Source organism: Mycobacterium canetti CIPT 140010059 (assembly GCF_000253375.1).
Taxonomy (GTDB): domain Bacteria; phylum Actinomycetota; class Actinomycetes; order Mycobacteriales; family Mycobacteriaceae; genus Mycobacterium; species Mycobacterium tuberculosis.
Map to the genome: position 1 here is coordinate 3,046,794 of NC_015848.1, position 21,695 is coordinate 3,068,488.

Sequence of the window (21,695 nt, forward strand, 5' to 3'; positions counted from 1 at the left end):
GCGGCCCGCATCGTCGCCGGGTGAATGGCTACTGTGGTCGGCATGAGTCGGCACATGACGTCAGCCGCGATGTTGGTCGCGCTGACCTGCTCGGCGACAGTGCTGGCCGCATGCGTCCCGGCGTTCGGCGCCGACCCGCGGTTCGCGACCTACTCGGGCGCAGGACCGCAAGGCGCAGCCACCACGACACCACCGCCGGCTGGCCCACCACCGCTCGCCGCACCCAAGAACGACTTGTCGTGGCACGACTGCACGTCACGGGTGTACTCGAATGCTGGGATTCCAGCAGCGCCCGGCGTCAAGCTGGAATGCGCAAGCTATGACACCGACCTCGACCCGCTCGTCGGCGGGTCCACAGCGGTAAGCATCGGCGTAGTGCGCGCGCGCTCCAACCAGACCCCGAGCGACGCAGGACCCCTGGTGTTCACCACCGGCTCCGACCTACCCTCGTCGACGCAGTTGCCGGTCTGGCTGGCACACGCGGGCATCGATGTGCTCCGCAGCCACCCCATTGTCGCCGTCGACCGCCGCGGCATGGGCATGTCGAGCCCAATCGACTGCCGCGATCACTTTGACCGCGACGAGATGCGTGATCAGGCGCAATTCCAGGCTGGCGACGATCCGGTGGCCAACCTTTCCGACATCTCCAACACCGCCACCACCGACTGCACCGACGCCATCGCGCCAGGCGAGTCCGCCTACGACAACACCCACGCCGCCTCGGATATCGAGCGCTTACGCAAACTCTGGGACGTCCCTGCCCTCGCCTTCGTCGGCATTGGCAACGGCACCCAAGTGGCGCTGGCCTACGCAGCATCGCGTCCCGACAACGTCGCCAGACTGATCCTCGACTCCCCAATCGCGTTGGGGGTCTCTGCCGAAGCCGCCGCCGAGCAACAGGTCCAGGGCCAACAGGCGGCGCTGGACGCATTCGCTGCGCAATGTGTCGCGGTGAACTGCGCGCTGGGCTCCGATCCGAAAGGCGCGGTCAGCGCGCTGCTGTCGGCCGCCCGGTCCGGTGATGGGCCCGGCGGCGCGTCGGTGGCGGCTGTCGCCAACGCCGTCGCCACCGCGTTGGGCTTCCCCGACAGTGGCCGGGTCGATAGCACCACGAAATTGGCCGACGCGCTGGCCGCGGCCCGCTCCGGGGACATGAACTTGCTGTCCGCCCTGATCAACCGCGCCGATACCACCCGGGATACGGACGGTCAGTTCATCAGCTCGTGCAGCGATGCGGTCAACCGCCCGACACCGGACCGGGTGCGCGAGCTGGTGGTGGCTTGGGGGAAGCTCTACCCGCAGTTCGGCGCCGTCGCGGCGCTCAACCTGGTGAAATGCGTGCACTGGCCCAGCAGTTCGCCGCCGCAGCCACCGAAAGACCTCAAGGTCGACGTGCTGTTGCTCGGTGTGCAAAACGACCCGATCGTGGGCAACGAAGGGGTCGCCGCGACCGCCGCCACGGCCATCAACGCCAACGCCGCCAGCAAGCGGGTGATGTGGCAAGGTATTGGCCACGGCGCCAGCATCTACTCGTCCTGCGCGGTGCCGCCACTCGTCGCCTACCTGGACACTGGCAAGCTGCCTGACACCGACACCTATTGCCCCGCCTGATATTCGGGGCGGGCGGGACGCGGTGTACGGTGCGCTGGTGACGGCAGCTGACTCCATCCGAACCGGCCTAGGCGCATCCTTGTTGGCCGGATTCCGTCCGCGCACCGGCGCCCCGAGCACCGCGACGATCCTGCGGTCGGCGCTCTGGCCGGCCGCCGTCCTGTCGGTGCTGCACCGCAGCATCGTATTGACGACCAACGGCAACATCACCGACGATTTCAAGCCGGTCTACCGCGCGGTGCTGAACTTCCGGCGCGGATGGGACATCTATAACGAGCACTTCGACTACGTCGACCCGCACTACCTGTATCCCCCCGGTGGCACCCTGCTGATGGCGCCGTTCGGCTACCTGCCCTTCGCCCCGTCGCGCTATCTGTTTATCTCGATCAACACCGCGGCCATCCTGGTCGCCGCCTACCTGCTGCTGCGGATGTTCAACTTCACGCTGACCTCGGTGGCCGCACCCGCCCTGATTCTGGCCATGTTTGCTACCGAGACCGTGACCAACACGCTGGTGTTCACCAACATCAACGGCTGCATCCTGCTGTTGGAGGTGCTCTTTCTGAGATGGCTGTTGGACGGCCGAGCCAGTCGTCAGTGGTGCGGCGGCCTGGCGATCGGGCTGACCCTGGTTCTCAAACCCCTGCTCGGTCCGCTGTTGTTGCTGCCGCTGCTGAACCGCCAGTGGCGGGCTCTGGTGGCCGCCGTCGTCGTTCCCGTCGTCGTCAACGTGGCCGCGCTGCCGCTGGTCAGTGACCCGATGAGCTTCTTCACCCGCACGCTGCCCTACATCTTGGGCACCCGGGACTACTTCAACAGCTCGATCTTGGGCAACGGCGTCTACTTCGGGCTGCCCACCTGGCTGATCCTGTTCCTGCGGATCCTGTTCACCGCGATCACCTTCGGCGCATTGTGGCTGTTGTACCGCTACTACCGCACCGGTGACCCGCTGTTTTGGTTCACCACCTCGTCGGGTGTGCTGCTGCTGTGGTCGTGGCTGGTGATGTCGCTGGCCCAGGGCTACTACTCGATGATGCTGTTCCCGTTCCTGATGACCGTTGTGCTGCCCAACTCGGTGATCCGCAACTGGCCGGCGTGGCTGGGAGTCTACGGCTTCATGACGTTGGATCGCTGGCTGCTGTTCAACTGGATGAGATGGGGCCGCGCGCTGGAATACCTCAAGATCACCTACGGTTGGTCGTTGCTGTTGATCGTGACGTTTACCGTGCTCTATTTCCGCTATCTGGACGCCAAGGCGGACAACCGGCTGGACGGCGGTATCGATCCAGCCTGGCTGACGCCCGAGCGGGAGGGCCAGCGGTGATCGCAAGCGCGGCGAGCCGGGCGCAGCGGGTCACCGCCATCGGGACTAGCGTGGACCCATGACGCGCCCAAAGCTAGAACTGTCCGACGACGAGTGGCGTCAGAAGCTCACCCCGCAGGAATTCCATGTGCTACGTCGCGCCGGGACCGAGCGGCCCTTCACCGGTGAATACACCGACACCACAACAGCGGGCATCTACCAGTGCCGGGCCTGTGGTGCCGAATTGTTCCGCAGCACTGAGAAATTCGAGTCGCATTGCGGCTGGCCGTCGTTCTTCGACCCGAAAAGCTCCGATGCGGTGACCCTGCGCCCTGACCACTCGTTGGGGATGACGCGTACCGAGGTGCTGTGCGCGAACTGCGACAGCCACCTGGGCCACGTGTTCGCCGGCGAGGGGTATCCCACGCCAACCGACAAGCGCTATTGCATCAACTCCATTTCGCTGCGCCTGGTCCCCGGTAGCGTGTAGCGCCGAGATTGACGTTTTGCAGACGCCCTCTCGCACTTTCACTGCAAAACGTCAGTCTCGGTGAAAGTCAGTCCACCCGGGTGGCGTGCACTTCCCAGAACGGGGCATGTACGCGGCCGCCCACCAGCCACGGCTTAATCGCCCGGAACCGCTCCAGCACGCACCGCACTTGATCGGCCATATCGGGATTGCGCGCGGCCATCAGCTCTAGGGCCTCGACGCTCAAGTTGACCTGGTAGGTGGTCGTCCCCAGGTAGGTGATCTCCCAACCGCCGACCGGAAGCACCTGGCGAAAATCGTCCTCGGACAACGACCGCGGCATGCTGAACCCGTTGACGTTGTGCTCGCCGAATTCGAACATGTACAGCCGTGCACCCGGCTTGCTGGCCCGGCGCAGCGCCCGCACATAGCACCTTTGCAGCTCGGGCGCGGTGCTGAAGGTGTGGTAGAAGGCGCAATCGACGACGGTGTCGAACCGGCCGTCCAGCCCGTCGAGCGTGGTGGCGTCGCCGACCTGGAAGTTCACCGACACCCCCGCCTTACGCGCGTTGTCCCGAGCCCGCTCGATGGCCGCGACCGACCCGTCGATCCCGGTGGCCGCATATCCCTTGGCGGCGTAGTAGATCGCGTGGTGCCCGGGCCCGGTGCCCGGGTCGAGCACCTCACCTCGGATCGCGCCCAACGCAACCAGCTGTTGAACCACCGGCTGGGGACCCCCGATGTCCCATGGCGTGGCGGCCGGCAACCCGTGGGCGACCCGATCATCGCGATACATCTCCTCGAACCGGGTGGGATCGGCAGGATCGAACTGGGCCGTCATGGCAGCGAGTGCACCAACTGCTCCACCGGCACTCGCGGGCCGGTGAAAAACGGTGTCTCCGCGCGGGTATGGCGGCGCGCGTCGGTGGCGCGCAGCTCACGCATTAGGTCGACGATGCGGTCCAGCTCGGGCGCCTCGAACGCCAGGATCCATTCGTAGTCGCCCAGCGCGAACGCCGGCACCGTGTTGGCCCGGACGTCCTTGTATCCGCGGGCGGCCATGCCGTGTTCGGCGAGCATGCGGCGACGTTCCTCGTCGGGCAGCAAGTACCACTCGTAAGACCGCACAAACGGATAGACGCAGATGTAGGCGCCGGGCTCCTCGCCGGCCAGAAACGCCGGGATATGACTTTTGTTGAACTCCGCCGGCCGGTGCAGGCCCACACCGCTCCACACCGGCGTGCATGCCCGCCCCAGCGTGGTGGTGCGCCGGAAGTCGGCGTAGGTGGCCTGCAGGGCCTCGACATTTTCGGCGTGGGTCCAGACCATGAAATCGGCGTCGGCCCGCAGGCCCGCGACGTCGTAGAGGCCGCGCACCACAACCCCGCGCTCTTCCTGCTGTTTGAAAAACGTGGACGCGTCGTCGATGATCGCGTCACGCTGGTCACCGAGCGCACCGGGACTCACCGAGAACACTGAGAACATCAGGTAGCGCAGCGTCGCATTCAACGCGTCATAGTCAAGACGGGCCATGGCATCTATCGTGCCACCTGCGCATCTAAGGCCTCGATGACGCTGGTGACGGCCCGGCCCGCCGCGCCGACGCAGGCCGGCACGCCGATCCCGTCGAGGTAGCTGCCCGCAACGGCCAGCGTCGGTGGCAGGCCGGCGCGCAGCTCGGCGACCACATCGGCATGGCCGGGACCGTACTGCGGCATCGCCTCGATCCAGCGCCGGACCCGAACGTCGACCGGGTCGACGGCCACACCGAACACCGTGACCAAGTCGTCCGCTGCCCAGGCCAGGAGTTGGTCGTCGGAGGCCGTCAGGGCCAGTTCGTCGCCGAACCGACCGAACGACAGCCGCAACAGCGCGACGTCGCCGCGCTGACCCCATTTGCGCGACGACAATGTGATCGCCTTGGCATGCGGTGACTCGTCGCCGGCCACCAGCACGCCGGAACAGTGCGGAAACGCGGTGCCGCCGGGCACCGCCAGCGCCACCACCGCCGACGACGCGCTCACGATCTGCCGGGCGGCGGCATGTGTGCGCGGCGCGATGCCATCGACGAGGCGCGCCAACCGCGGCGCCGGAACCGCCAGGATGACGGCGTCGGCCTGCCAGCGGCCGCCGGTTTCGTCGCGCAGCACCCAGCCGCGTTCGAGCTGGACCACCCTGGCCCGCACCCAGTGCACCCGGCTGCGCCGGACGAGCCCGTCGAGCAGCACCTGATACCCGCCGTCCAGCGCGCCGAACACCGGCCCGCCGCTTCCCGGCGGCAGCGCCTGCCGGACCGCGTCGGTCACACTGGTCGCCCCGCGATCCAGGGCCGCGGCCACGCTCGGGGCGGCCGCGCGCAGCCCGATCGTCGCCGCCGAGCCCGCGTATACCCCGCTTAACAGCGGGTCCACCGACCGGGCCACGACTTGGTCGCCGAACCGGTCAGCCACCAAGTCGGCCACCGCGGGATCGCTGCCCACCTGCCAGGTGAACGGACGAGCGGCTTCGGCGTCGATCCGCGCCAGGGTTGCGTCGTCGACCAGCCCCGCCATGGAGCCCGCCGACGACGGGATCCCGACGACCGTCTGCGGCGGCAGCGGGTGCAAGCGCTGCTGGCTGTAGATGAGCGGCCGCGCGCCGGTGCTGGCGAGTTGGCGGTCCGACAGGCCCAGCTCGGCCAAAAGCGCCGGCATCTCGGGCCTACGCAGCACGAACGCCTCCGCGCCGAGGTCCATTGGCTGTCCGCCGATATGCTCGGTGCGCAATACCCCGCCGAGCCTATCGGCCGGTTCGAACAAGGTGATGGTCGCGTCATCGCCGACAGCCTGCCGCAGCCGGTACGCCGAGGTCAATCCCGAAATCCCGCCTCCTACAACACAATACGAGCGGGGAGTCATAGCGAGTGTACGAGCGAGACCAGGTCGGCCAGCACCGCGGGATCGCTTTCTGGCAGCACCCCGTGGCCGAGGTTGAAGATATGGCCGGCCGCACCGGCGTCGACGGCGCGGCGTCCGTCGTCGACAACGGCACGTGCGGCACGTTCCACCGCCGGCCAGCCCGCCAGGACCACCGCCGGATCGAGGTTGCCCTGCAACGCCGTGCCGGGCACCACCCGGGCGGCGGCGTCGGTCAGCGGGGTCCGCCAGTCCACGCCGACGACGGCCCCTCGGCCTGGCCGCTCCCCGGCTGTCACGGCCTCCGACATCGCGCCCAGCAATTCGGCGGTCCCAACCCCGAAGTGCGTCATCGGCACGCCATGCTCGCCCAGCGCAGCGAACACCCGGGCGCTGTGCGGCAACACGTACTGGCGGTAGTCGATCGGCGAGAGCGCCCCGGCCCAGGAGTCGAATACCTGGATGGCGTCCACCCCCGCGTCGATTTGGCCGACCAGAAACGCGATGGTGAGGTCGGTCAGCTTGGCCATCAGCGCGTGCCAGCTCGCCGGCTCGGCCAACATCATCGCCTTGACGTGGGCGTGATGGCGGCTCGGTCCGCCCTCCACGAGGTAGGAGGCCAGCGTGAACGGCGCGCCGGCGAAACCGATCAGCGGCACGTCGCCAAGCTCAGCGACCAACAACGAAGCCGCCACCAATACCGGTTGAATCGCTTGTGGATCAAGTGGTTTCATGGCGGCGACATCGGCGGCGGTGCGCACCGGGTCCGCGATCACCGGCCCAACGTCGGCGACGATGTCCAAATCCACGCCGGCCGCCCGTAGCGGCACCACGATGTCGGAGAACAGGATGGCCGCGTCGACGTCGTAGCGGCGTATCGGCTGCAGGGTAATCTCACAGGCCACGTCCGGTTCGAAACAGGCCGCCAGCATGCTGTACCGCTCGCGCAGCGCCCGGTATTCGGGCAACGAGCGCCCGGCCTGCCGCATGAACCACACCGGCACCCGGCTGGGCTTGCGGCCGGTGACGGCGGCCAGATACGGCGACTGCGGAAGGTCGCGACGGGTACTCATCGAACTCAATGCTGCCACGACCGCCACCCCGCACCTGCGTAACATCGACCCAATGCCAGTTACCTACGACGACTTCCCCAGCCTGCGCTGCGAAATCCACGACCAACCTGGTCACGAAGGCGTGCTGGAGCTGGTGCTGGACTCCCCCGGGCTGAACTCGGTCGGGCCGCACATGCACCGCGACCTTGCCGACATCTGGCCGGTGATCGATCGCGACCCGGCCGTGCGCGTGGTCTTGGTCCGCGGTGAAGGCAAGGCCTTTTCCTCCGGCGGCAGTTTCGACCTGATCGCCGAAACCATCGGCGACTACCAGGGCCGGCTGCGCATCATGCGCGAGGCCCGCGACCTGGTGCTCAACCTGGTCAACTTCGACAAGCCGGTGGTGTCGGCGATTCGGGGCCCGGCCGTCGGTGCGGGTCTGGTTGTCGCGCTGCTCGCCGACATTTCGGTGGCGGGCCGCGCCGCGAAGATCATCGATGGGCACACCAAACTCGGGGTCGCCGCGGGGGATCACGCGGCGATCTGCTGGCCCCTGCTGGTCGGCATGGCCAAGGCCAAGTACTACCTGCTGACCTGCGAGCCGCTGTCCGGGGAGGAGGCCGAACGCATCGGTCTGGTCTCCATCTGCGTCGACGACGACGATGTGCTCCCCACCGCAACACGCCTGGCGGAGCGGCTCGCCGCTGGCGCGCAAAACGCCATCCGCTGGACCAAACGCAGCCTCAATCACTGGTACCGCATGTTCGGTCCCGCCTTCGAAACGTCGCTCGGGCTGGAGTTCATCGGGTTCGGTGGTCCCGACGTCCGGGAAGGCCTGGCCGCGCACCGCGAAAAGCGCCCCGCGCGGTTCGGCGCCGACCCCGATCCCGGCGCCGGCAGCTGAGCACAGTTCGGCGCGCCTGTGCACACGTGTCGGCGGATAGGTCTACCGTCGAAATCTGTGACCCACGCCGGCGACGATGCAGAGCGCAGCGATGAGGAGGAGCGGCGCTTGACCTCCGCCGGCGACGATGCAGAGCGCAGCGATGAGGAGGAGCGGCGCTTGACCTCCGCCGGCGACGATGCAGAGCGCAGCGATGAGGAGGAGCGGCGCTTGACCTCCGCCGGCGACGATGCAGAGCGCAGCGATGAGGAGGAGCGGCGCGTGACCTCCGCCGGCGACGATGCAGAGCGCAGCGATGAGGAGGAGCGGCGCTTGACCTCCGCCGGCGACGATGCAGAGCGCAGCGATGAGGAGGAGCGGCGCTTGACCTCCGCCGGCGACGATGCAGAGCGCAGCGATGAGGAGGAGCGGCGCTTGACCTCCGCCGAGCCGGCCCTATTCCGCGAGGCAGTAGCGGCGATGAACGCTGTCACCGTGCGGCCGGAAATCGAACTCGGCCCTATCCGACCGCCGCAGCGGCTAGCTCCGTACAGCTATGCGCTGGGAGCCGAGATCAAGCATCCCGAACTCGACGTCATTCCGGAGCGTTCCGAGGGCGACGCCTTCGGCCGGCTGATCATGCTGTATGACCCGGACGGCTCCGATGCATGGGACGGCACTATTCGCCTGGTCGCCTATGTCCAGGCCGACCTGGACTCGAGTGAAGCCGTCGACCCCCTGCTGCCCGAGGTGGCATGGAGTTGGCTGGTGGACGCGCTGACAGCGCGCACCGACCAGGTGAGGGCCCTGGGCGGCACTGTCACCGCCACCACATCGGTGCGATACGGCGACATCTCCGGGCCGCCGCGCGCTCACCAGCTGGAGCTACGGGCGTCATGGACGGCGACCACCCCCGATCTGGGCGCCCATGTCCAGGCGTTCTGCGACGTCCTGGAGCACGCGGCCGGCCTGCCGCCAGCCGGGGTCACCGACCTGGGCTCGCGGTCACGCGCCTGACATGTGCCCCGAGCCGTCTCACGCGGGAGCTGCTGAGTCCGAAGGCACGGAATCGGAACCCACCCCCTTGCTCCGGCCCGCCGGTGGGATACCGGATCTGTGTGTGACCGTCGGTGAAATCGCCGCTGCCGCAGAACTACTGGACCGCGGGCGCGGACCGTTCGCGGTAGACGCCGAGCGGGCGTCGGGTTTCCGCTACTCCGGCCGCGCCTACCTGATTCAGATCCGGCGGGCCGAGGCCGGCACCGTACTGATCGACCCGGTCAGCCACGGCGGTGACCCGTTGACCGTGCTGGCGCCGGTCGCCGAGGTGCTCGGCACAAACGAGTGGATCCTGCACTCCGCCGATCAGGATCTGCCCTGTCTCGCCGAGGTCGGTATGCGACCGCCAGCGCTATACGACACCGAGCTTGCCGGGCGCCTGGCCGGGTTCGATCGAGTGAACCTGGCGGCCATGGTCGAGCGGTTACTTGGACTGGGATTGACCAAGGGCCACGGCGCGGCCGACTGGTCCAAGCGCCCGCTACCCTCGGCCTGGCTGAACTACGCGGCGTTAGACGTGGAACTGCTCATCGAACTACGCGCGGCGATCTCGCGGGTGCTGGCCGAGCAAGGCAAAACCGATTGGGCTGCGCAGGAATTCGAGCACCTGCGGTCGTTCGAATCAAGGCCACCCCCAGCGGCCGCCCGGCAGGACCGCTGGCGACGAACCTCGGGTATCCACAAAGTGCATGACCGGCGGGGGCTGGCCGCGGTCCGCGAATTGTGGACAGCGCGTGACCGAATCGCCCAGCGCCGCGACATCGCGCCCCGCCGGATCTTGCCGGACTCGGCCATTATCGATGCCGCCATCGCCGACCCAAAGTCAGTCGACGACCTTGTCGCGTTACCGGTGTTCGGCGGACGCAACCAACGTCGCAGCGCGGCTGTGTGGTGGGCGGCACTGGCAGCCGCACGCGAAAGCCCAGATCCGCCGGAGATCGCCGAACCGGCAAACGGGCCGCCGCCGCCGGGGCGGTGGGTCAGACGGAAACCGGCAGCCGCCGCACGGCTGGATGCGGCGCGCGCGGCGCTGACGGAGGTGTCGCAACGGGTGCGGGTACCGACCGAGAACCTGGTCTCACCTGATCTGGTGCGACGGCTGTGTTGGGAATGGGAGGACATCTCGCAGAGTTCTCCAGACCCGATTGCCGCTGTCGAGGCGTACCTGCGCACCGGCCAGGCACGGGCCTGGCAGCTCGAACTAGTGGTCCCCATCCTGACCGCGGCGTTGACAGGGGCTCCGGACGCCGGCGCCCAGGGCGATGATGGCTCTTAGTCGAGATGTTCTGGAATCGCGTCGGACGCACACACCCCGGTACCCAGGGCGGCGACCCAGCCGGTGATCCGCCGGGCCACGTCCTGGTCGGTAAGCCCCAGATCGGCCAGCACCTCGCTTCGAGACGCGTGCTCGTAGAACTCCTGCGGCAACCCGACATCGCGGCAGGGCACGTCGATCTCCGCGCGCCGCAGCGCGGCCGACACCGCTGACCCCGCCCCACCGTTGACCCCGTTGTCCTCTAGCGTGACGAGCAGCTTGTGCTGCACCGCCAGTTCGCGCACACCGTCAGACACCGGCAACACCCAGCGCGGGTCGATCACCGTCACACCGATCCCCTGGTTGTGCAGCCGCTTGGCCACCGCCAACGCCATCGGTGCGAACGCGCCGATGGCCACCAACAGGACGTCGTGGTTCAAACCATCGGCGGGCGCCGCGAGCACATCCACGCCTCCACGCCGCTCCAAAGCCGAAATATCTTCTCCCACATCCCCTTTGGGGAACCGTAAAGCCGTCGGGCCGTCGTCGACGTCGAGCGCCTCGCCGAGTTCTTCACGCAACCGGGTGGCGTCTCTGGGCGCTGCCACCCGGATGCCGGGCACGATACCCAGCATCGACAAGTCCCACATTCCGTTGTGGCTGGCGCCGTCGCTACCGGTGATCCCGGCACGGTCCAGCACCATGGTGACCGGCAGCTTGTGCAGCGCCACATCCATCATGATCTGGTCGAACGCCCGGTTCAGGAACGTCGAGTAGATCGCCACCACGGGGTGCAGCCCACCCATCGCCAACCCGGCCGCCGACGTCATCGCGTGTTGCTCGGCGATCCCGACGTCGAACAACCGATCCGGGAAGCGCTGCCCGAACGCGGTCAGCCCGGTGGGGCCCGGCATGGCCGCGGTAATGGCCACGATGTCACGACGTTTCTGGGCGTAGCCGATAAGTGCATCAGAGAAGGTCGCCGTCCAGCCTGGGCCGGCCACCTTGGTGGCTTGTCCGGTGGCCGGATCGATCGGGACCGTGGAATGCATCTGCTCGGCCTGGTCGGCCTCGGCCGGCGGGTAGCCCATGCCCTTGCGGGTGACGACGTGCACGATCACCGGGGCACCGAAGCGCCGCGCGCTGCGCAGCGCGACCTCCACCGCCCGCTCGTCATGGCCGTCGACCGGGCCGACGTACTTCAACCCCAGGTCGGTGAACAGCAACTGCGGCGACAGCGAGTCCTTGATGCCGGCCTTGACGCTGTGCAGGAATCGAAACCACAGACCGCCGACAAGCGGCACCGCGCGCACCAGGTCGCGGCCCGTCTCCAGCGCCTGCTCGTAGGCCGGCTGCAGCCGCAGCGTGGCCAGGTGGTCCGCGACGCCCCCGATTGTCGGCGCGTAGCTGCGCCCATTGTCGTTGACCACGATAATCACCGGCCGGCGGGATGCGGCGATATTGTTCAGCGCCTCCCAGCACATACCGCCGGTGAGCGCACCGTCACCGACCACCGCGACCACATGCCGGTTGCGGTGTCCGGTCAACTCGAACGCCTTGGCCAACCCGTCCGCGTACGACAGCGCCGCGCTGGCGTGGCTCGACTCCACCCAGTCGTGCTCGCTCTCGGCACGAGACGGATACCCCGACAACCCGCCCTTCTTACGCAGGGTTGCGAAGTCCTGGCAGCGTCCGGTCAACATCTTGTGGACGTAGGCCTGGTGACCGGTGTCGAAGATGATCGGATCGTGCGGCGAGTCGAATACCCGGTGCAGCGCCAAAGTGAGTTCCACCACTCCCAGGTTCGGCCCCAGATGCCCCCCCGTGGCGGCAACCTTGTGGATCAGGAACTCACGGATCTCGGCGGCCAGCTCCCGAAGCTGCGCCTGGGAAAGGTGCTGCAGATCAGCGGGCCCGCGGATCTGTTGCAGCATTTCGCTAGTGTACGCAGCAACCCCCCATTGGCCCAGCATGCGGCCGCCGATCAAAAGGGCCGAACCACTTTGATAGCGTCGGTGGCCGGCGCGCCGGGAAGCCTGGTCGGCGACTCATTGTCATCCAACTCCGGAGTTCGATATGAAGGTAAACGTCGACCCAACCGCGCCCACCTTTGCGACGTATCGTCGGGATATGCGTGCCGAGCAAATGGCGGAGGACTATCCCGTCGTAAGCATCGATTCCGACGCGCTGGATGCTGCCCGCATGCTCGCAGAGCATCGTCTGCCTGGACTGTTGGTCACCGCCGGAGCGGGCAAACAGTATGCGGTACTCCCTGCCTCACAGGTCGTGCGCTTCATCGTGCCCCGCTATGTGCAAGACGATCCCTCACTGGCCGGTGTGCTCAACGAATCGACGGCCGACCGGTGCGCCGAGAGATTGAGCGGCAAAAAGGTCCGCGACGTGTTGCCTGACCACCTGGTCGAGGTTCCCCCGGCTAACGCCGACGACACCATCATCGAGGTGGCCGCGGTGATGGCACGGCTGCGCAGCCCATTGCTCGCGGTGGTCAAAGACGGCTCGCTGCTCGGGGTGGTCACCGCATCGCGCCTGCTTGCTGCGGCACTGAAGACTTGACCTCGTGAGCGTCGTCGCGGTCACCATCTTCGTGGCGGCCTACGTTCTGATTGCCAGCGATCGCGTCAACAAGACGATGGTGGCGCTGACCGGCGCGGCGGCCGTGGTCGTCCTACCAGTGATCACATCCCACGACATCTTCTATTCCCACGACACCGGAATCGACTGGGACGTCATTCTCTTGTTGGTGGGCATGATGATCATCGTCGGAGTGCTGCGGCAGACGGGGGTGTTCGAATACACCGCGATCTGGGCCGCCAAGCGCGCCCGCGGCTCGCCGCTACGCATCATGATCCTGCTGGTATTGGTGAGCGCGTTGGCGTCAGCCTTGCTGGATAACGTCACCACGGTGTTGTTGATCGCGCCGGTCACGCTATTGGTGTGCGACCGGTTAAACATCAACACGACGTCGTTCCTGATGGCCGAAGTCTTCGCCTCCAACATTGGTGGCGCCGCGACGTTGGTGGGTGACCCGCCGAACATCATCGTGGCCAGCCGGGCGGGATTGACGTTCAACGACTTCCTGCTGCACTTGACACCGCTGGTGGTCATTGTGCTGATCGCCCTCATCGCTGTGCTGCCCCGCCTGTTCGGCTCGATCACGGTCGAAGCCGATCGAATTGCCGATGTCATGTCGCTCGACGAGGGTGAAGCCATCCGCGACCGCGGACTGCTGGTCAAATGTGGCGCCGTGCTGGTGCTGGTGTTCGCGGCCTTCGTCGCCCATCCGGTGCTGCATATCCAGCCTTCTCTAGTGGCGCTGCTGGGCGCTGGGATGCTGATCGTGGTCTCGGGTCTGACGCGATCCGAGTATCTATCCAGCGTCGAGTGGGACACGCTGCTGTTTTTCGCCGGGCTGTTCATTATGGTCGGAGCGCTGGTCAAGACCGGTGTCGTCAACGATCTCGCGCGGGCAGCGACCCAGCTGACCGGCGGCAATATTGTGGCCACCGCGTTCCTAATCCTCGGCGTCTCCGCCCCGATCTCGGGAATTATCGACAACATTCCCTACGTCGCCACGATGACGCCCCTCGTCGCGGAGCTGGTCGCGGTCATGGGGGGTCAACCCGGCACCGACACCCCCTGGTGGGCGCTGGCCCTGGGTGCCGACTTCGGCGGCAACCTGACCGCAATCGGCGCCAGCGCGAACGTCGTCATGCTCGGAATCGCCCGGCGCGCAGGAGCTCCCATCTCGTTCTGGGAGTTCACCCGCAAAGGGGTGGTGGTCACGGCCGTCTCGATCGCGCTCGCGGCGATCTACCTGTGGTTGCGGTACTTCGTGTTGTTGCACTGACCATCTGTATTGCCGACAGACCTGTAGCACCAGACGACGCCGCGATGAGCGGCCTACGAGAAGATTCGGAGGATGGCCGATGAGCATCATCGCCATCACGGTGTTCGTAGCCGGCTATGCACTTATCGCAAGCGACCGAGTCAGCAAGACCCGGGTGGCACTGACGTGCGCGGCGATCATGGTCGGCGCCGGGATCGTCGGATCGGACGACGTGTTCTACTCGCACGAAGCCGGAATCGATTGGGATGTCATCTTTCTGCTCTTGGGCATGATGATCATCGTCAGCGTGCTTCGGCACACCGGCGTCTTCGAATACGTCGCGATTTGGGCCGTCAAACGCGCAAACGCCGCGCCGTTGCGCATCATGATCCTGCTGGTGCTGGTGACCGCGCTGGGGTCGGCCCTGCTGGACAACGTCACCACGGTGTTGTTGATCGCGCCGGTGACGCTACTGGTATGTGATCGACTGGGGGTCAATTCCACGCCGTTTTTGGTGGCCGAAGTCTTCGCGTCCAATGTCGGCGGCGCGGCCACGCTGGTCGGCGACCCGCCGAACATCATCATCGCCAGCCGGGCGGGACTGACGTTCAACGACTTCCTGATCCACATGGCCCCGGCCGTGCTCGTCGTCATGATCGCCCTGATCGGTCTGCTGCCCTGGCTGCTGGGCTCCGTCACTGCCGAGCCCGACCGAGTTGCCGACGTGCTGTCGCTCAACGAGCGCGAAGCCATCCACGATCGCGGGCTGCTCATCAAGTGCGGTGTCGTCTTGGTGCTGGTGTTTGCGGCCTTCATCGCTCATCCGGTGCTGCACATCCAGCCGTCTCTGGTGGCGCTGCTGGGCGCCGGTGTGCTCGTACGGTTCTCGGGGCTGGAGCGATCCGACTACCTGTCCAGCGTCGAGTGGGACACCCTGCTGTTCTTCGCCGGGCTGTTCGTCATGGTGGGGGCCCTGGTGAAGACCGGTGTCGTCGAGCAACTGGCGCGGGCAGCAACCGAGCTGACCGGCGGCAACGAGTTACTCACAGTCGGTTTGATTCTCGGCATCTCGGCACCGGTGTCCGGCATCATCGACAACATCCCCTACGTCGCCACGATGACGCCCATCGTGACCGAACTGGTCGCCGCGATGCCGGGCCACGTCCACCCCGACACGTTCTGGTGGGCACTGGCGCTAAGCGCCGACTTCGGCGGCAACCTGACCGCCGTGGGAGCCAGCGCCAATGTCGTCATGCTCGGAATCGCCCGGCGCTCGGGCACTCCCATCTCGTTCTGGAAGTTCACCCGCAAGGGCGTGGTGGTCACCGCGGTCTCGCTCGTGTTGTCGGCGGTCTACCTGTGGCTGCGGTACTTCGTGTTCGGCTGAGCGCCAACGCTCACGCGTGCTTAGCGCGAAAGCGCCGAAACAGCACCCAGACGATGGCCAGGTTGTAGACGGCACCCCCGACGAGATACGGCCACCAGGTGCCGTGATCGCTGGCGACCCAAAATGCCTTGGCAGCCCAGTACGGTGGTAAGACGCCGAACACGAGGTTCCAGTTGGAACTGATGAACCACGGCAGGCAGGGCAGCCCGGCGATGAGCATGCCCAACGCACGGACCATCGCCAGGCCCTGAATCTTGTTGTTCGCCACCGCAAGAATCAGCAGCAGCGTGACCACCGCCGACAGGCCGGCCACCAGTCCGATGGGAATCAGTGAAGACACCAGGCCCGGTTCGAGGATCCCGCTGCACGACATCGTCGCGACGACGTAGATGGTGGTCACCACCATCACGGTGGCCGCACGATAGCCGAAAAAGACCGACAGCGGCACCGGGGTGACCCGCAGCGCCGCCATCGTGCCCGCGTCCACCTCGTCCAGCACCAAGAACGCGGCCAGCGCACCGGCGACGATGATGCTGGTCAACAACAGGAACGCGGTGAGGATCAGTGGGTAGTATCCGACCAGGTCGAATCCATAACGCCGCGCCAGCATCTCGGTGAACAACGGCGTTAGCACCGCCACTCCGGTGGTCCAGATGACCGGCGCGACGACCAGCATGACCAGCAGCGGATCGCGGTAGGTGCCGCGAATGTCGTTGCGGCCGAACGCGGCCAACGCCCGTGGGCCCGCAAGGCTCGATATCGCTCTCACAGCACACCCGATCTTTGCACGACATAACGGCCGAATAGCGCCTTGGCCGCCCGGCACAATCCCGCCGCACACACGATTGGGTAGACCACCGCATACCCGACCTGCCAGGGCGCCAAGCTCACCTGATCGAACGCCGCGCCGAGCAAGAGCAGCGGCCCCTGGGTAGGGATGAGATAAAGCACCGGGTTGGGCCACAGGCCGGAGTAGTGCACCACCGGCGGCGCCAGCATGATCGCGAGCGGGATGACCGCCGCCAGGAACCAATCGGTCACCGAGGCGAACGGCAACGAGGAGCTGAAGCCGACCAGCAGCATCAGCAGTGTGCCCAGCACGATGCCGGCCACCAGCGGCAGCAGGTGGTAACCAAGCCCGTGAACGATGGTGGCCACGACAACCGCAACGAACAGCGAGATCGCCAGCAGCACAGTTAGTTTGGCAGCCAGGTACTCCCAGAACCGCAGCGGCGTCGAGACGATCGCGCCGATCGTGCGCTCCTGCTTCTCGAAGAACACGGTCCCGCCGACGAAGAAGAACCCGATGACCGCGATGTCACCCACCAGGACATAGGGTTCGGCGACCGGGCGCAGGCTGACCGGCATCGGCAGCAGCACTGCCAGCCAAATCAGTCCGGAGAAAACGGCGGCATGCAAGAACTTCTGCCGCACCTGTAGCGTCAGCTCGAGCCGCAGCGCAGGCACCAACCGGGTCATGTCAGCTGCCTGCCGGTGACCTCGACGAAGACATCGTCGAGGCTGGCCTCGCGGCTATGAATGGTCTCGACGTGGTGGTTTCGCAGCACGGAGTGGAACGCCGGGTCGTCGGCAAGGCCGTCCATGCCGAACTCGGCGGTCTCGAGTCCCCCGCCGTCGCCCCGGTATTCCACCCGCACCCGCCGCCGGCTGCGAGCGATCTTCAGTTCGGTGGGACTGTCCAGTGCGACGATCCTGCCGTCGACGACGAACGCCACCCGGTCGCAGAGCTCGTCGGCGGTGGCCATGTCGTGCGTGGTGAGAAAGATCGTGCGGCCGCGCGCCTTCAGGTCCACGATGATGTCCTTGATCTTGCGGGCGTTCACCGGGTCCAGCCCGGAGGTGGGCTCGTCGAGGAACAGCAGCTCCGGGTCGTTGATCAGCGACCTGGCGAAGGTCAGCCGCATCTGCATGCCCTTGGAGTACTTGCCCACTAGGGTGTGGGCGTCATCGGCCAGGCCGACGGCGGCCAGCAGCTGCATCGGGTCGGCCGTCGCGCCGGCGTACAGCGAGGCGAAGAAGCGCAGGTTCTCATACCCGGTGAGCTTTTGGTAGTGGTTGGGCAGCTCGAAGGAGACCCCGATGCGCTCGTAGTAATCGGGTCCCCACTCGGCCGGCTCTTTGTCCCACACCGTGGCCTGGCCGCCGTGGTCGCGCAGCAGCCCGATGAGAAGCTTCTGGGTGGTGGACTTGCCCGCGCCGCTAGGACCTAGAAGCCCGAAGATTTCGCCGCGGCCGACGGTGAAGTCCATGCCACGCACCGCCGGCTCGGCCGCCTTTGGGTAGCGGAAGGTGAGCCCGCGCACGCGGATCACCTCGGTTCCCACACGCGCCGATGCCACAGCACGGCTGAGCGCCGTCATGATTGGCTCCGTTCCCTTTCGGGCGAGCGCGGTGCGCCGGCTCATCCAAGTAACCAGAAAGTCACCGCGCCAATGCTGATACCTGGTTCCGACCAGTCTTCCCGGAGCGCCAACCCAAGACTACTAGCTGCGCTGCTGTATACGGAGCAACCCACGACGACCACGGGCGAGCTGGTCGAGCAGCTGCATGACCTCTACACCTTTCGGGTCAACAGCGCAACGCACTCGACGTAGTGAGTCAGCGGGAACGCGTCGAACACCTTGATCTTCTCCACGGCGTAACCGTGACCACGGTAGAGGCCGATATCGCGCGCGAAAGACGCCGCTTCGCAACCGATATGTATCAACCGTGGCACCCCCGCACCGGCCAGCAAGTCGACAACCTCGCGCCCAGCGCCTGATCGCGGTGGATCCAGCACCGCCAGATCCGCGCCGGCGGGTTGCACTGCCAACACCCGCCGCACCGAACCGGTGACGACCTCCACCTGGGGCAAATCGACCAGCGCGGCACGTGCGGCCCCGGATGCCACGCGCGAAGTGTCGACGGTCAACACCCGTCCGGACTCCCCGACCGCCTCACCCAGCACCGCAGCGAAAACCCCCGCACCACCGTAGAGATCCCAGGCGGTCATGCCGGGGGCGGGCTGAGCCCAGTCAGCGATCAGATCGCTGTAGACCGCCGCCGCGTCGCGATGCGCCTGCCAAAAGGCCGTTACCGGCACCCGCCAGCTGCGCCGGTGCACACGCTGGTGGGCGTGGTAGGCGCCCTCCACCACGTTGGTCACGGTTCGGGTCCTATTCCGAGGGCCCTGCCGCACGGAACACACCACATGGCGCTCGCCGTCGTCGTCCAGAGCCACGTGAAGCTGGGCTTCCGGCGGCCAGTCAGCCGCTACCAGGCCGTCTAGCATGCCGACAGGCAACTGCCCGCAGTCCAGGTCGGTTACCAGCTCGCCACTGTGGTAGCGGTGAAAACCTGGACGACGGTCTGCGCCCACGTCGAGCCGGACTCGAGTACGCCAACCCGTGGGGCCGGCATCCGACAGCGGTTGCGCCTCGCCCTGCCAGCTGTGCCGCCCGAGCCGTTCCAGCTGGTTAGCCACGACTTGCGCCTTAAGTGTGCGGGCCGCCTCCGGAGCAGCAAACGCCAGATCGCAACACCCGGCGCCGTCGGCCCCGGCGATCGAACACAGCGACCCGATCCGGTCGGGCGACGGGTCGATCACCTCGAAAGCCTCTGCGTGCCAATAAGAGCCACGTTGCGCGGTCACCCGCGCCCGCACTCGTTCACCGGGCAACGCATAGCGGACGAAAACCACCCGGCCCTCGTGGTGCGCCACGCAGCTACCGCCGTTCGCGGGCGCTCCGGTGACCAACGTCAGATTCACTGCATCGTCGCCGGCGCGGGTCACTGGCGCCGCTCCTCCCCATCGCTTTGCTCTGCATCGTCGCCGGCGCGGGTCACTGGCGCCGCTCCTCCCCATCGCTTTGCTCTGCATCGTCGCCGGCGCGGGTCAATCGAAGATGCCCCGTCGCGTGTCACCGGGAGCCGCGTGCGGCTGTAACGTCTTGATCCGCTCCGACGACGTCAGTTGCCAAGGCACCGAAGTCACCATCACGCCGGGCATGAACAGCAACCGGCCCTTGAGCCGCAGCGCACTCTGGTTGTGCAGCAGCTGTTCCCACCAGCGCCCCACGACATACTCCGGAATGAATACCGTCACCACGGTCCGTGGCGATTCCTTGCTGACCCGCTTGACGTAATCGAGCACCGGCCGGGTGATCTCACGGTACGGCGAGGCGATGACCTTGAGTGGCACGCTCACATCGCTGTCCTGCCACTGGCGCACCAGCTCGCGGGTTTCCGCATCGTCGACGTTGACCGTCACGGCTTCCAACACGTCGGGCCGGGTCGCTCGTGCGTAGGTCAACGCGCGCAACGTCGGCAGGTGCAGCTTCGACACCAGCACGACGGCGTGATTGCGGCTGGGCAACGTTATCTCGGCTTCCTCGGCCTGTTCCGCCAACTCCCGGTTGACGGCGTCATAGTGCCTGTGGATGAGCTTCATCATCATGAAGAACCCTCCCATGGCGACGATCGCGATCCATGCTCCGGCAAGGAATTTCGTTACCAGCACGATGAGCAGGACGGTACCGGTGGACACGAAGCCGACCGTGTTAACCGCGCGGGAGCGCAGCATCGCGCGACGGGCGCGCGGATCGGTCTCGGCGCTCAGCAACCGGGTCCAGTGCCGGACCATGCCGACCTGACTCATGGTGAACGAGATGAACACACCGACGATGTACAGCTGGATCAGCGCGGTCAACTCGGCACGAAACGCGACCACCGCCCCGATCGCCGCCGCCGCCAGGAACAGGATTCCGTTGGAGAACGCCAGCCGGTCCCCACGGGTGTGCAACTGGCGCGGCAGATAGCTGTGCTGCGCCAGCACCGAGCCCAGCACCGGGAAGCCGTTGAAGGCGGTGTTAGCGGCCAACACCAGGATCAGCGCTGTCACCGCGGCGATCAGCAAGAACCCCAGGTAAAAGCCCCCGAACACGGCCTGCGCCAGTTGTGCGACCAGCGTCTTTTGCTGATAACCCGGCGGGGCGCCCGTCAGCTGGGTGTCCGGATCGTCGACGACCTGGACCCCGGTCTCTACGGCCAGCACGATCATGCCCATAAACATGCTCACCGCAATGATGCCCAGCATCAGCAGCGTGGTTGCCGCGTTACGCGACTTGGGCTTTTGAAACGCCGGCACCCCGTTGCTGATCGCCTCGACACCCGTCAGCGCCGCACACCCCGACGAAAACGAGCGCGCCACCAAGAACACCAGCGCGAAACCGACGATCTGGCCGTGCTCTGCGTGCATTTCAAAAGCCGCGGACTCGGCCCGAACCGGATTGCCCAGCACGAAAATCCGGAACAACCCCCACACGAGCATGGTGCCGATTCCGGCGATGAACGCATAGGTCGGGATCGCGAACGCCAACCCGGATTCCCGAACCCCACGCAAGTTCATCGCCATGATCAGCACGATCGCGCCGACGGCAAACAACACCTTGTGCTCGTACACGAACGGGCTCACAGAGCCGATGTTGGACGCCGCCGACGATATCGAAACAGCAACGGTGAGAACGTAATCCACCATCAGGGCGCTGGCAACCACGAGACCGCCGGTAGCACCCAGGTTGGTGGTGACAACCTCGTAGTCGCCCCCACCGGAGGGGTAAGCGTGCACGTTCTGCCGGTAACTAGACACCACCACGAGCAGAACCGCGGCGACCGCCAGGCCGATCAACGGCGCCATCGAATAGGCCGCCAGGCCGGCCACCGAGAGCACCAGAAATATCTCCTCGGGGGCGTAGGCTATCGACGACATCGCATCCGAGGCGAACACCGGCAAGGCGATCCGCTTGGGCAACAAGGTGTGACTGAGCCGGTCACTGCGAAACGGCCGGCCGATCAGCAACCGACGCGCCGCGGTTGAAAGTTTGGACACGAGAGCCAAGGGTAGGCCTATCCGAGCGTGGCGGTAGCGTTCCCTAGA

General features: G+C 66.5%; 19 protein-coding genes. 9 read left to right on the forward strand and 10 right to left on the reverse strand.

Annotated elements, in window-relative coordinates; genetic code table 11:
- The first annotated feature begins 24 nt into the window (after positions 1-24).
- The 3 genes from MCAN_RS14180 to msrB are packed head-to-tail and all read left to right on the forward strand — an operon-like array spanning position 25 to position 3,404.
- On the forward strand, positions 25-1,611 hold the full coding sequence (locus MCAN_RS14180; protein ID WP_014001376.1) for an alpha/beta hydrolase: 1,587 nt from the start codon (positions 25-27) through the stop codon (positions 1,609-1,611).
- Between the two features lie 22 nt (positions 1,612-1,633).
- Positions 1,634-2,935: an arabinofuranan 3-O-arabinosyltransferase gene (gene aftC / locus MCAN_RS14185; RefSeq protein ID WP_003413860.1), complete on the forward strand. Its 1,302-nt coding sequence runs from the start codon at positions 1,634-1,636 to the stop codon at positions 2,933-2,935.
- Positions 2,936-2,993: 58 nt separating this feature from the next.
- Positions 2,994-3,404 carry a peptide-methionine (R)-S-oxide reductase MsrB gene (gene msrB / locus MCAN_RS14190; RefSeq protein WP_003413865.1) on the forward strand — a complete coding sequence of 137 codons (411 nt, stop codon included), beginning with the start codon at positions 2,994-2,996 and terminating at the stop codon, positions 3,402-3,404.
- 67 nt (positions 3,405-3,471) lie between these two features.
- Here the strand turns inward: msrB and MCAN_RS14195 are convergent, their stop codons facing one another.
- Genes MCAN_RS14195 through hemE form a run of 4 tightly spaced genes read right to left on the reverse strand, consistent with a single transcriptional unit; the run spans position 3,472 to position 7,350 of the window.
- Positions 3,472-4,224 (reverse strand): class I SAM-dependent methyltransferase, encoded by a 753-nt coding sequence (locus MCAN_RS14195; RefSeq protein ID WP_003413866.1) that lies wholly within the window; start codon positions 4,222-4,224, stop codon positions 3,472-3,474.
- Entirely contained in the window at positions 4,221-4,916 is a 696-nt protein-coding gene (gene hemQ, locus MCAN_RS14200) for a hydrogen peroxide-dependent heme synthase (protein ID WP_014001377.1), read from the reverse strand. The genes MCAN_RS14195 and hemQ overlap by 4 nt, the downstream gene beginning before the upstream one ends.
- Before the next feature lie 5 nt (positions 4,917-4,921).
- Complete coding sequence (locus MCAN_RS14205) at positions 4,922-6,280, reverse strand: protoporphyrinogen oxidase (protein WP_014001378.1); 1,359 nt, start codon at positions 6,278-6,280, stop codon at positions 4,922-4,924.
- Complete coding sequence (hemE, locus tag MCAN_RS14210; protein ID WP_003413873.1) at positions 6,277-7,350, reverse strand: uroporphyrinogen decarboxylase; 1,074 nt, start codon at positions 7,348-7,350, stop codon at positions 6,277-6,279. Before hemE ends, MCAN_RS14205 begins: the two co-directional genes overlap by 4 nt.
- Before the next feature lie 52 nt (positions 7,351-7,402).
- Here hemE and MCAN_RS14215 point away from each other — a divergent pair, with 52 nt between their 5' ends.
- From MCAN_RS14215 to MCAN_RS14225, 3 genes are all read left to right on the forward strand, one after another.
- A complete protein-coding gene (locus MCAN_RS14215) occupies positions 7,403-8,233 on the forward strand; it encodes an enoyl-CoA hydratase/isomerase family protein (RefSeq protein WP_003413876.1) in 831 nt (276 codons plus the stop codon).
- A gap of 363 nt (positions 8,234-8,596) precedes the next feature.
- Positions 8,597-9,229 carry a DUF3000 domain-containing protein gene (locus tag MCAN_RS14220; protein ID WP_003413879.1) on the forward strand — a complete coding sequence of 211 codons (633 nt, stop codon included), beginning with the start codon at positions 8,597-8,599 and terminating at the stop codon, positions 9,227-9,229.
- Between the two features lies 1 nt (position 9,230).
- A complete protein-coding gene (locus MCAN_RS14225; RefSeq protein ID WP_014001379.1) occupies positions 9,231-10,547 on the forward strand; it encodes a ribonuclease D in 1,317 nt (438 codons plus the stop codon).
- On the opposite strand, the gene dxs is transcribed toward MCAN_RS14225, so the two are convergent.
- Positions 10,544-12,460 carry a 1-deoxy-D-xylulose-5-phosphate synthase gene (gene dxs, locus MCAN_RS14230; protein ID WP_014001380.1) on the reverse strand — a complete coding sequence of 639 codons (1,917 nt, stop codon included), beginning with the start codon at positions 12,458-12,460 and terminating at the stop codon, positions 10,544-10,546. The two genes, MCAN_RS14225 and dxs, sit on opposite strands and share 4 nt — an antisense overlap.
- A 196-nt stretch (positions 12,461-12,656) precedes the next feature.
- On the opposite strand from dxs, the gene MCAN_RS14235 reads away from it, so the two are divergent.
- The 3 genes from MCAN_RS14235 to MCAN_RS14245 all read left to right on the forward strand — a co-directional run bounded on the left by MCAN_RS14235 (position 12,657) and on the right by MCAN_RS14245 (position 15,760).
- Positions 12,657-13,100 carry a CBS domain-containing protein gene (locus MCAN_RS14235; RefSeq protein ID WP_031652363.1) on the forward strand — a complete coding sequence of 148 codons (444 nt, stop codon included), beginning with the start codon at positions 12,657-12,659 and terminating at the stop codon, positions 13,098-13,100.
- Positions 13,101-13,104: 4 nt separating this feature from the next.
- Positions 13,105-14,394, forward strand: a complete 1,290-nt coding sequence (locus MCAN_RS14240) for an ArsB/NhaD family transporter (RefSeq protein ID WP_014001382.1) — start codon at positions 13,105-13,107, stop codon at positions 14,392-14,394.
- A gap of 79 nt (positions 14,395-14,473) precedes the next feature.
- Complete coding sequence (locus tag MCAN_RS14245; protein ID WP_014001383.1) at positions 14,474-15,760, forward strand: ArsB/NhaD family transporter; 1,287 nt, start codon at positions 14,474-14,476, stop codon at positions 15,758-15,760.
- Between the two features lie 10 nt (positions 15,761-15,770).
- On the opposite strand, the gene MCAN_RS14250 is transcribed toward MCAN_RS14245, so the two are convergent.
- The 5 genes from MCAN_RS14250 to MCAN_RS14270 form a co-directional block, all read right to left on the reverse strand.
- Positions 15,771-16,529, reverse strand: coding sequence for a fluoroquinolones efflux ABC transporter permease (locus MCAN_RS14250; RefSeq protein WP_014001384.1), 759 nt, complete (start codon positions 16,527-16,529; stop codon positions 15,771-15,773).
- Positions 16,526-17,239, reverse strand: coding sequence for a fluoroquinolone export ABC transporter permease subunit (locus MCAN_RS14255; protein WP_014001385.1), 714 nt, complete (start codon positions 17,237-17,239; stop codon positions 16,526-16,528). The genes MCAN_RS14250 and MCAN_RS14255 overlap by 4 nt, the downstream gene beginning before the upstream one ends.
- On the reverse strand, positions 17,236-18,141 hold the full coding sequence (locus tag MCAN_RS14260) for an ABC transporter ATP-binding protein (protein WP_014001386.1): 906 nt from the start codon (positions 18,139-18,141) through the stop codon (positions 17,236-17,238). Before MCAN_RS14260 ends, MCAN_RS14255 begins: the two co-directional genes overlap by 4 nt.
- A gap of 194 nt (positions 18,142-18,335) precedes the next feature.
- The gene (locus MCAN_RS14265) at positions 18,336-19,553 is read right to left on the reverse strand and encodes a class I SAM-dependent RNA methyltransferase (protein WP_014001387.1); all 1,218 of its coding nucleotides are present in this window, start codon (positions 19,551-19,553) and stop codon (positions 18,336-18,338) included.
- A gap of 102 nt (positions 19,554-19,655) precedes the next feature.
- Positions 19,656-21,647: an APC family permease gene (locus tag MCAN_RS14270; RefSeq protein WP_003413917.1), complete on the reverse strand. Its 1,992-nt coding sequence runs from the start codon at positions 21,645-21,647 to the stop codon at positions 19,656-19,658.
- Positions 21,648-21,695 lie beyond the last annotated feature (48 nt).

Bases quoted from the DNA above. Each gene is read 5' to 3' on its own strand.
- MCAN_RS14205 (WP_014001378.1), bottom strand. From the start codon at position 6,280: ATGACTCCCCGCTCGTATTGTGTTGTAGGAGGCGGGATTTCGGGATTG.
- MCAN_RS14255 (WP_014001385.1), bottom strand. From the start codon at position 17,239: ATGACCCGGTTGGTGCCTGCGCTGCGGCTCGAGCTGACGCTACAGGTG.
- MCAN_RS14225 (WP_014001379.1), top strand. From the start codon at position 9,231: ATGTGCCCCGAGCCGTCTCACGCGGGAGCTGCTGAGTCCGAAGGCACG.
- MCAN_RS14245 (WP_014001383.1), top strand. From the start codon at position 14,474: ATGAGCATCATCGCCATCACGGTGTTCGTAGCCGGCTATGCACTTATC.
- dxs (WP_014001380.1), bottom strand. From the start codon at position 12,460: ATGCTGCAACAGATCCGCGGGCCCGCTGATCTGCAGCACCTTTCCCAG.
- MCAN_RS14195 (WP_003413866.1), bottom strand. From the start codon at position 4,224: ATGACGGCCCAGTTCGATCCTGCCGATCCCACCCGGTTCGAGGAGATG.
- hemE (WP_003413873.1), bottom strand. From the start codon at position 7,350: ATGAGTACCCGTCGCGACCTTCCGCAGTCGCCGTATCTGGCCGCCGTC.
- MCAN_RS14180 (WP_014001376.1), top strand. From the start codon at position 25: ATGGCTACTGTGGTCGGCATGAGTCGGCACATGACGTCAGCCGCGATG.
- MCAN_RS14235 (WP_031652363.1), top strand. From the start codon at position 12,657: ATGCGTGCCGAGCAAATGGCGGAGGACTATCCCGTCGTAAGCATCGAT.
- msrB (WP_003413865.1), top strand. From the start codon at position 2,994: ATGACGCGCCCAAAGCTAGAACTGTCCGACGACGAGTGGCGTCAGAAG.
- MCAN_RS14260 (WP_014001386.1), bottom strand. From the start codon at position 18,141: ATGACGGCGCTCAGCCGTGCTGTGGCATCGGCGCGTGTGGGAACCGAG.
- MCAN_RS14215 (WP_003413876.1), top strand. From the start codon at position 7,403: ATGCCAGTTACCTACGACGACTTCCCCAGCCTGCGCTGCGAAATCCAC.
- hemQ (WP_014001377.1), bottom strand. From the start codon at position 4,916: ATGGCCCGTCTTGACTATGACGCGTTGAATGCGACGCTGCGCTACCTG.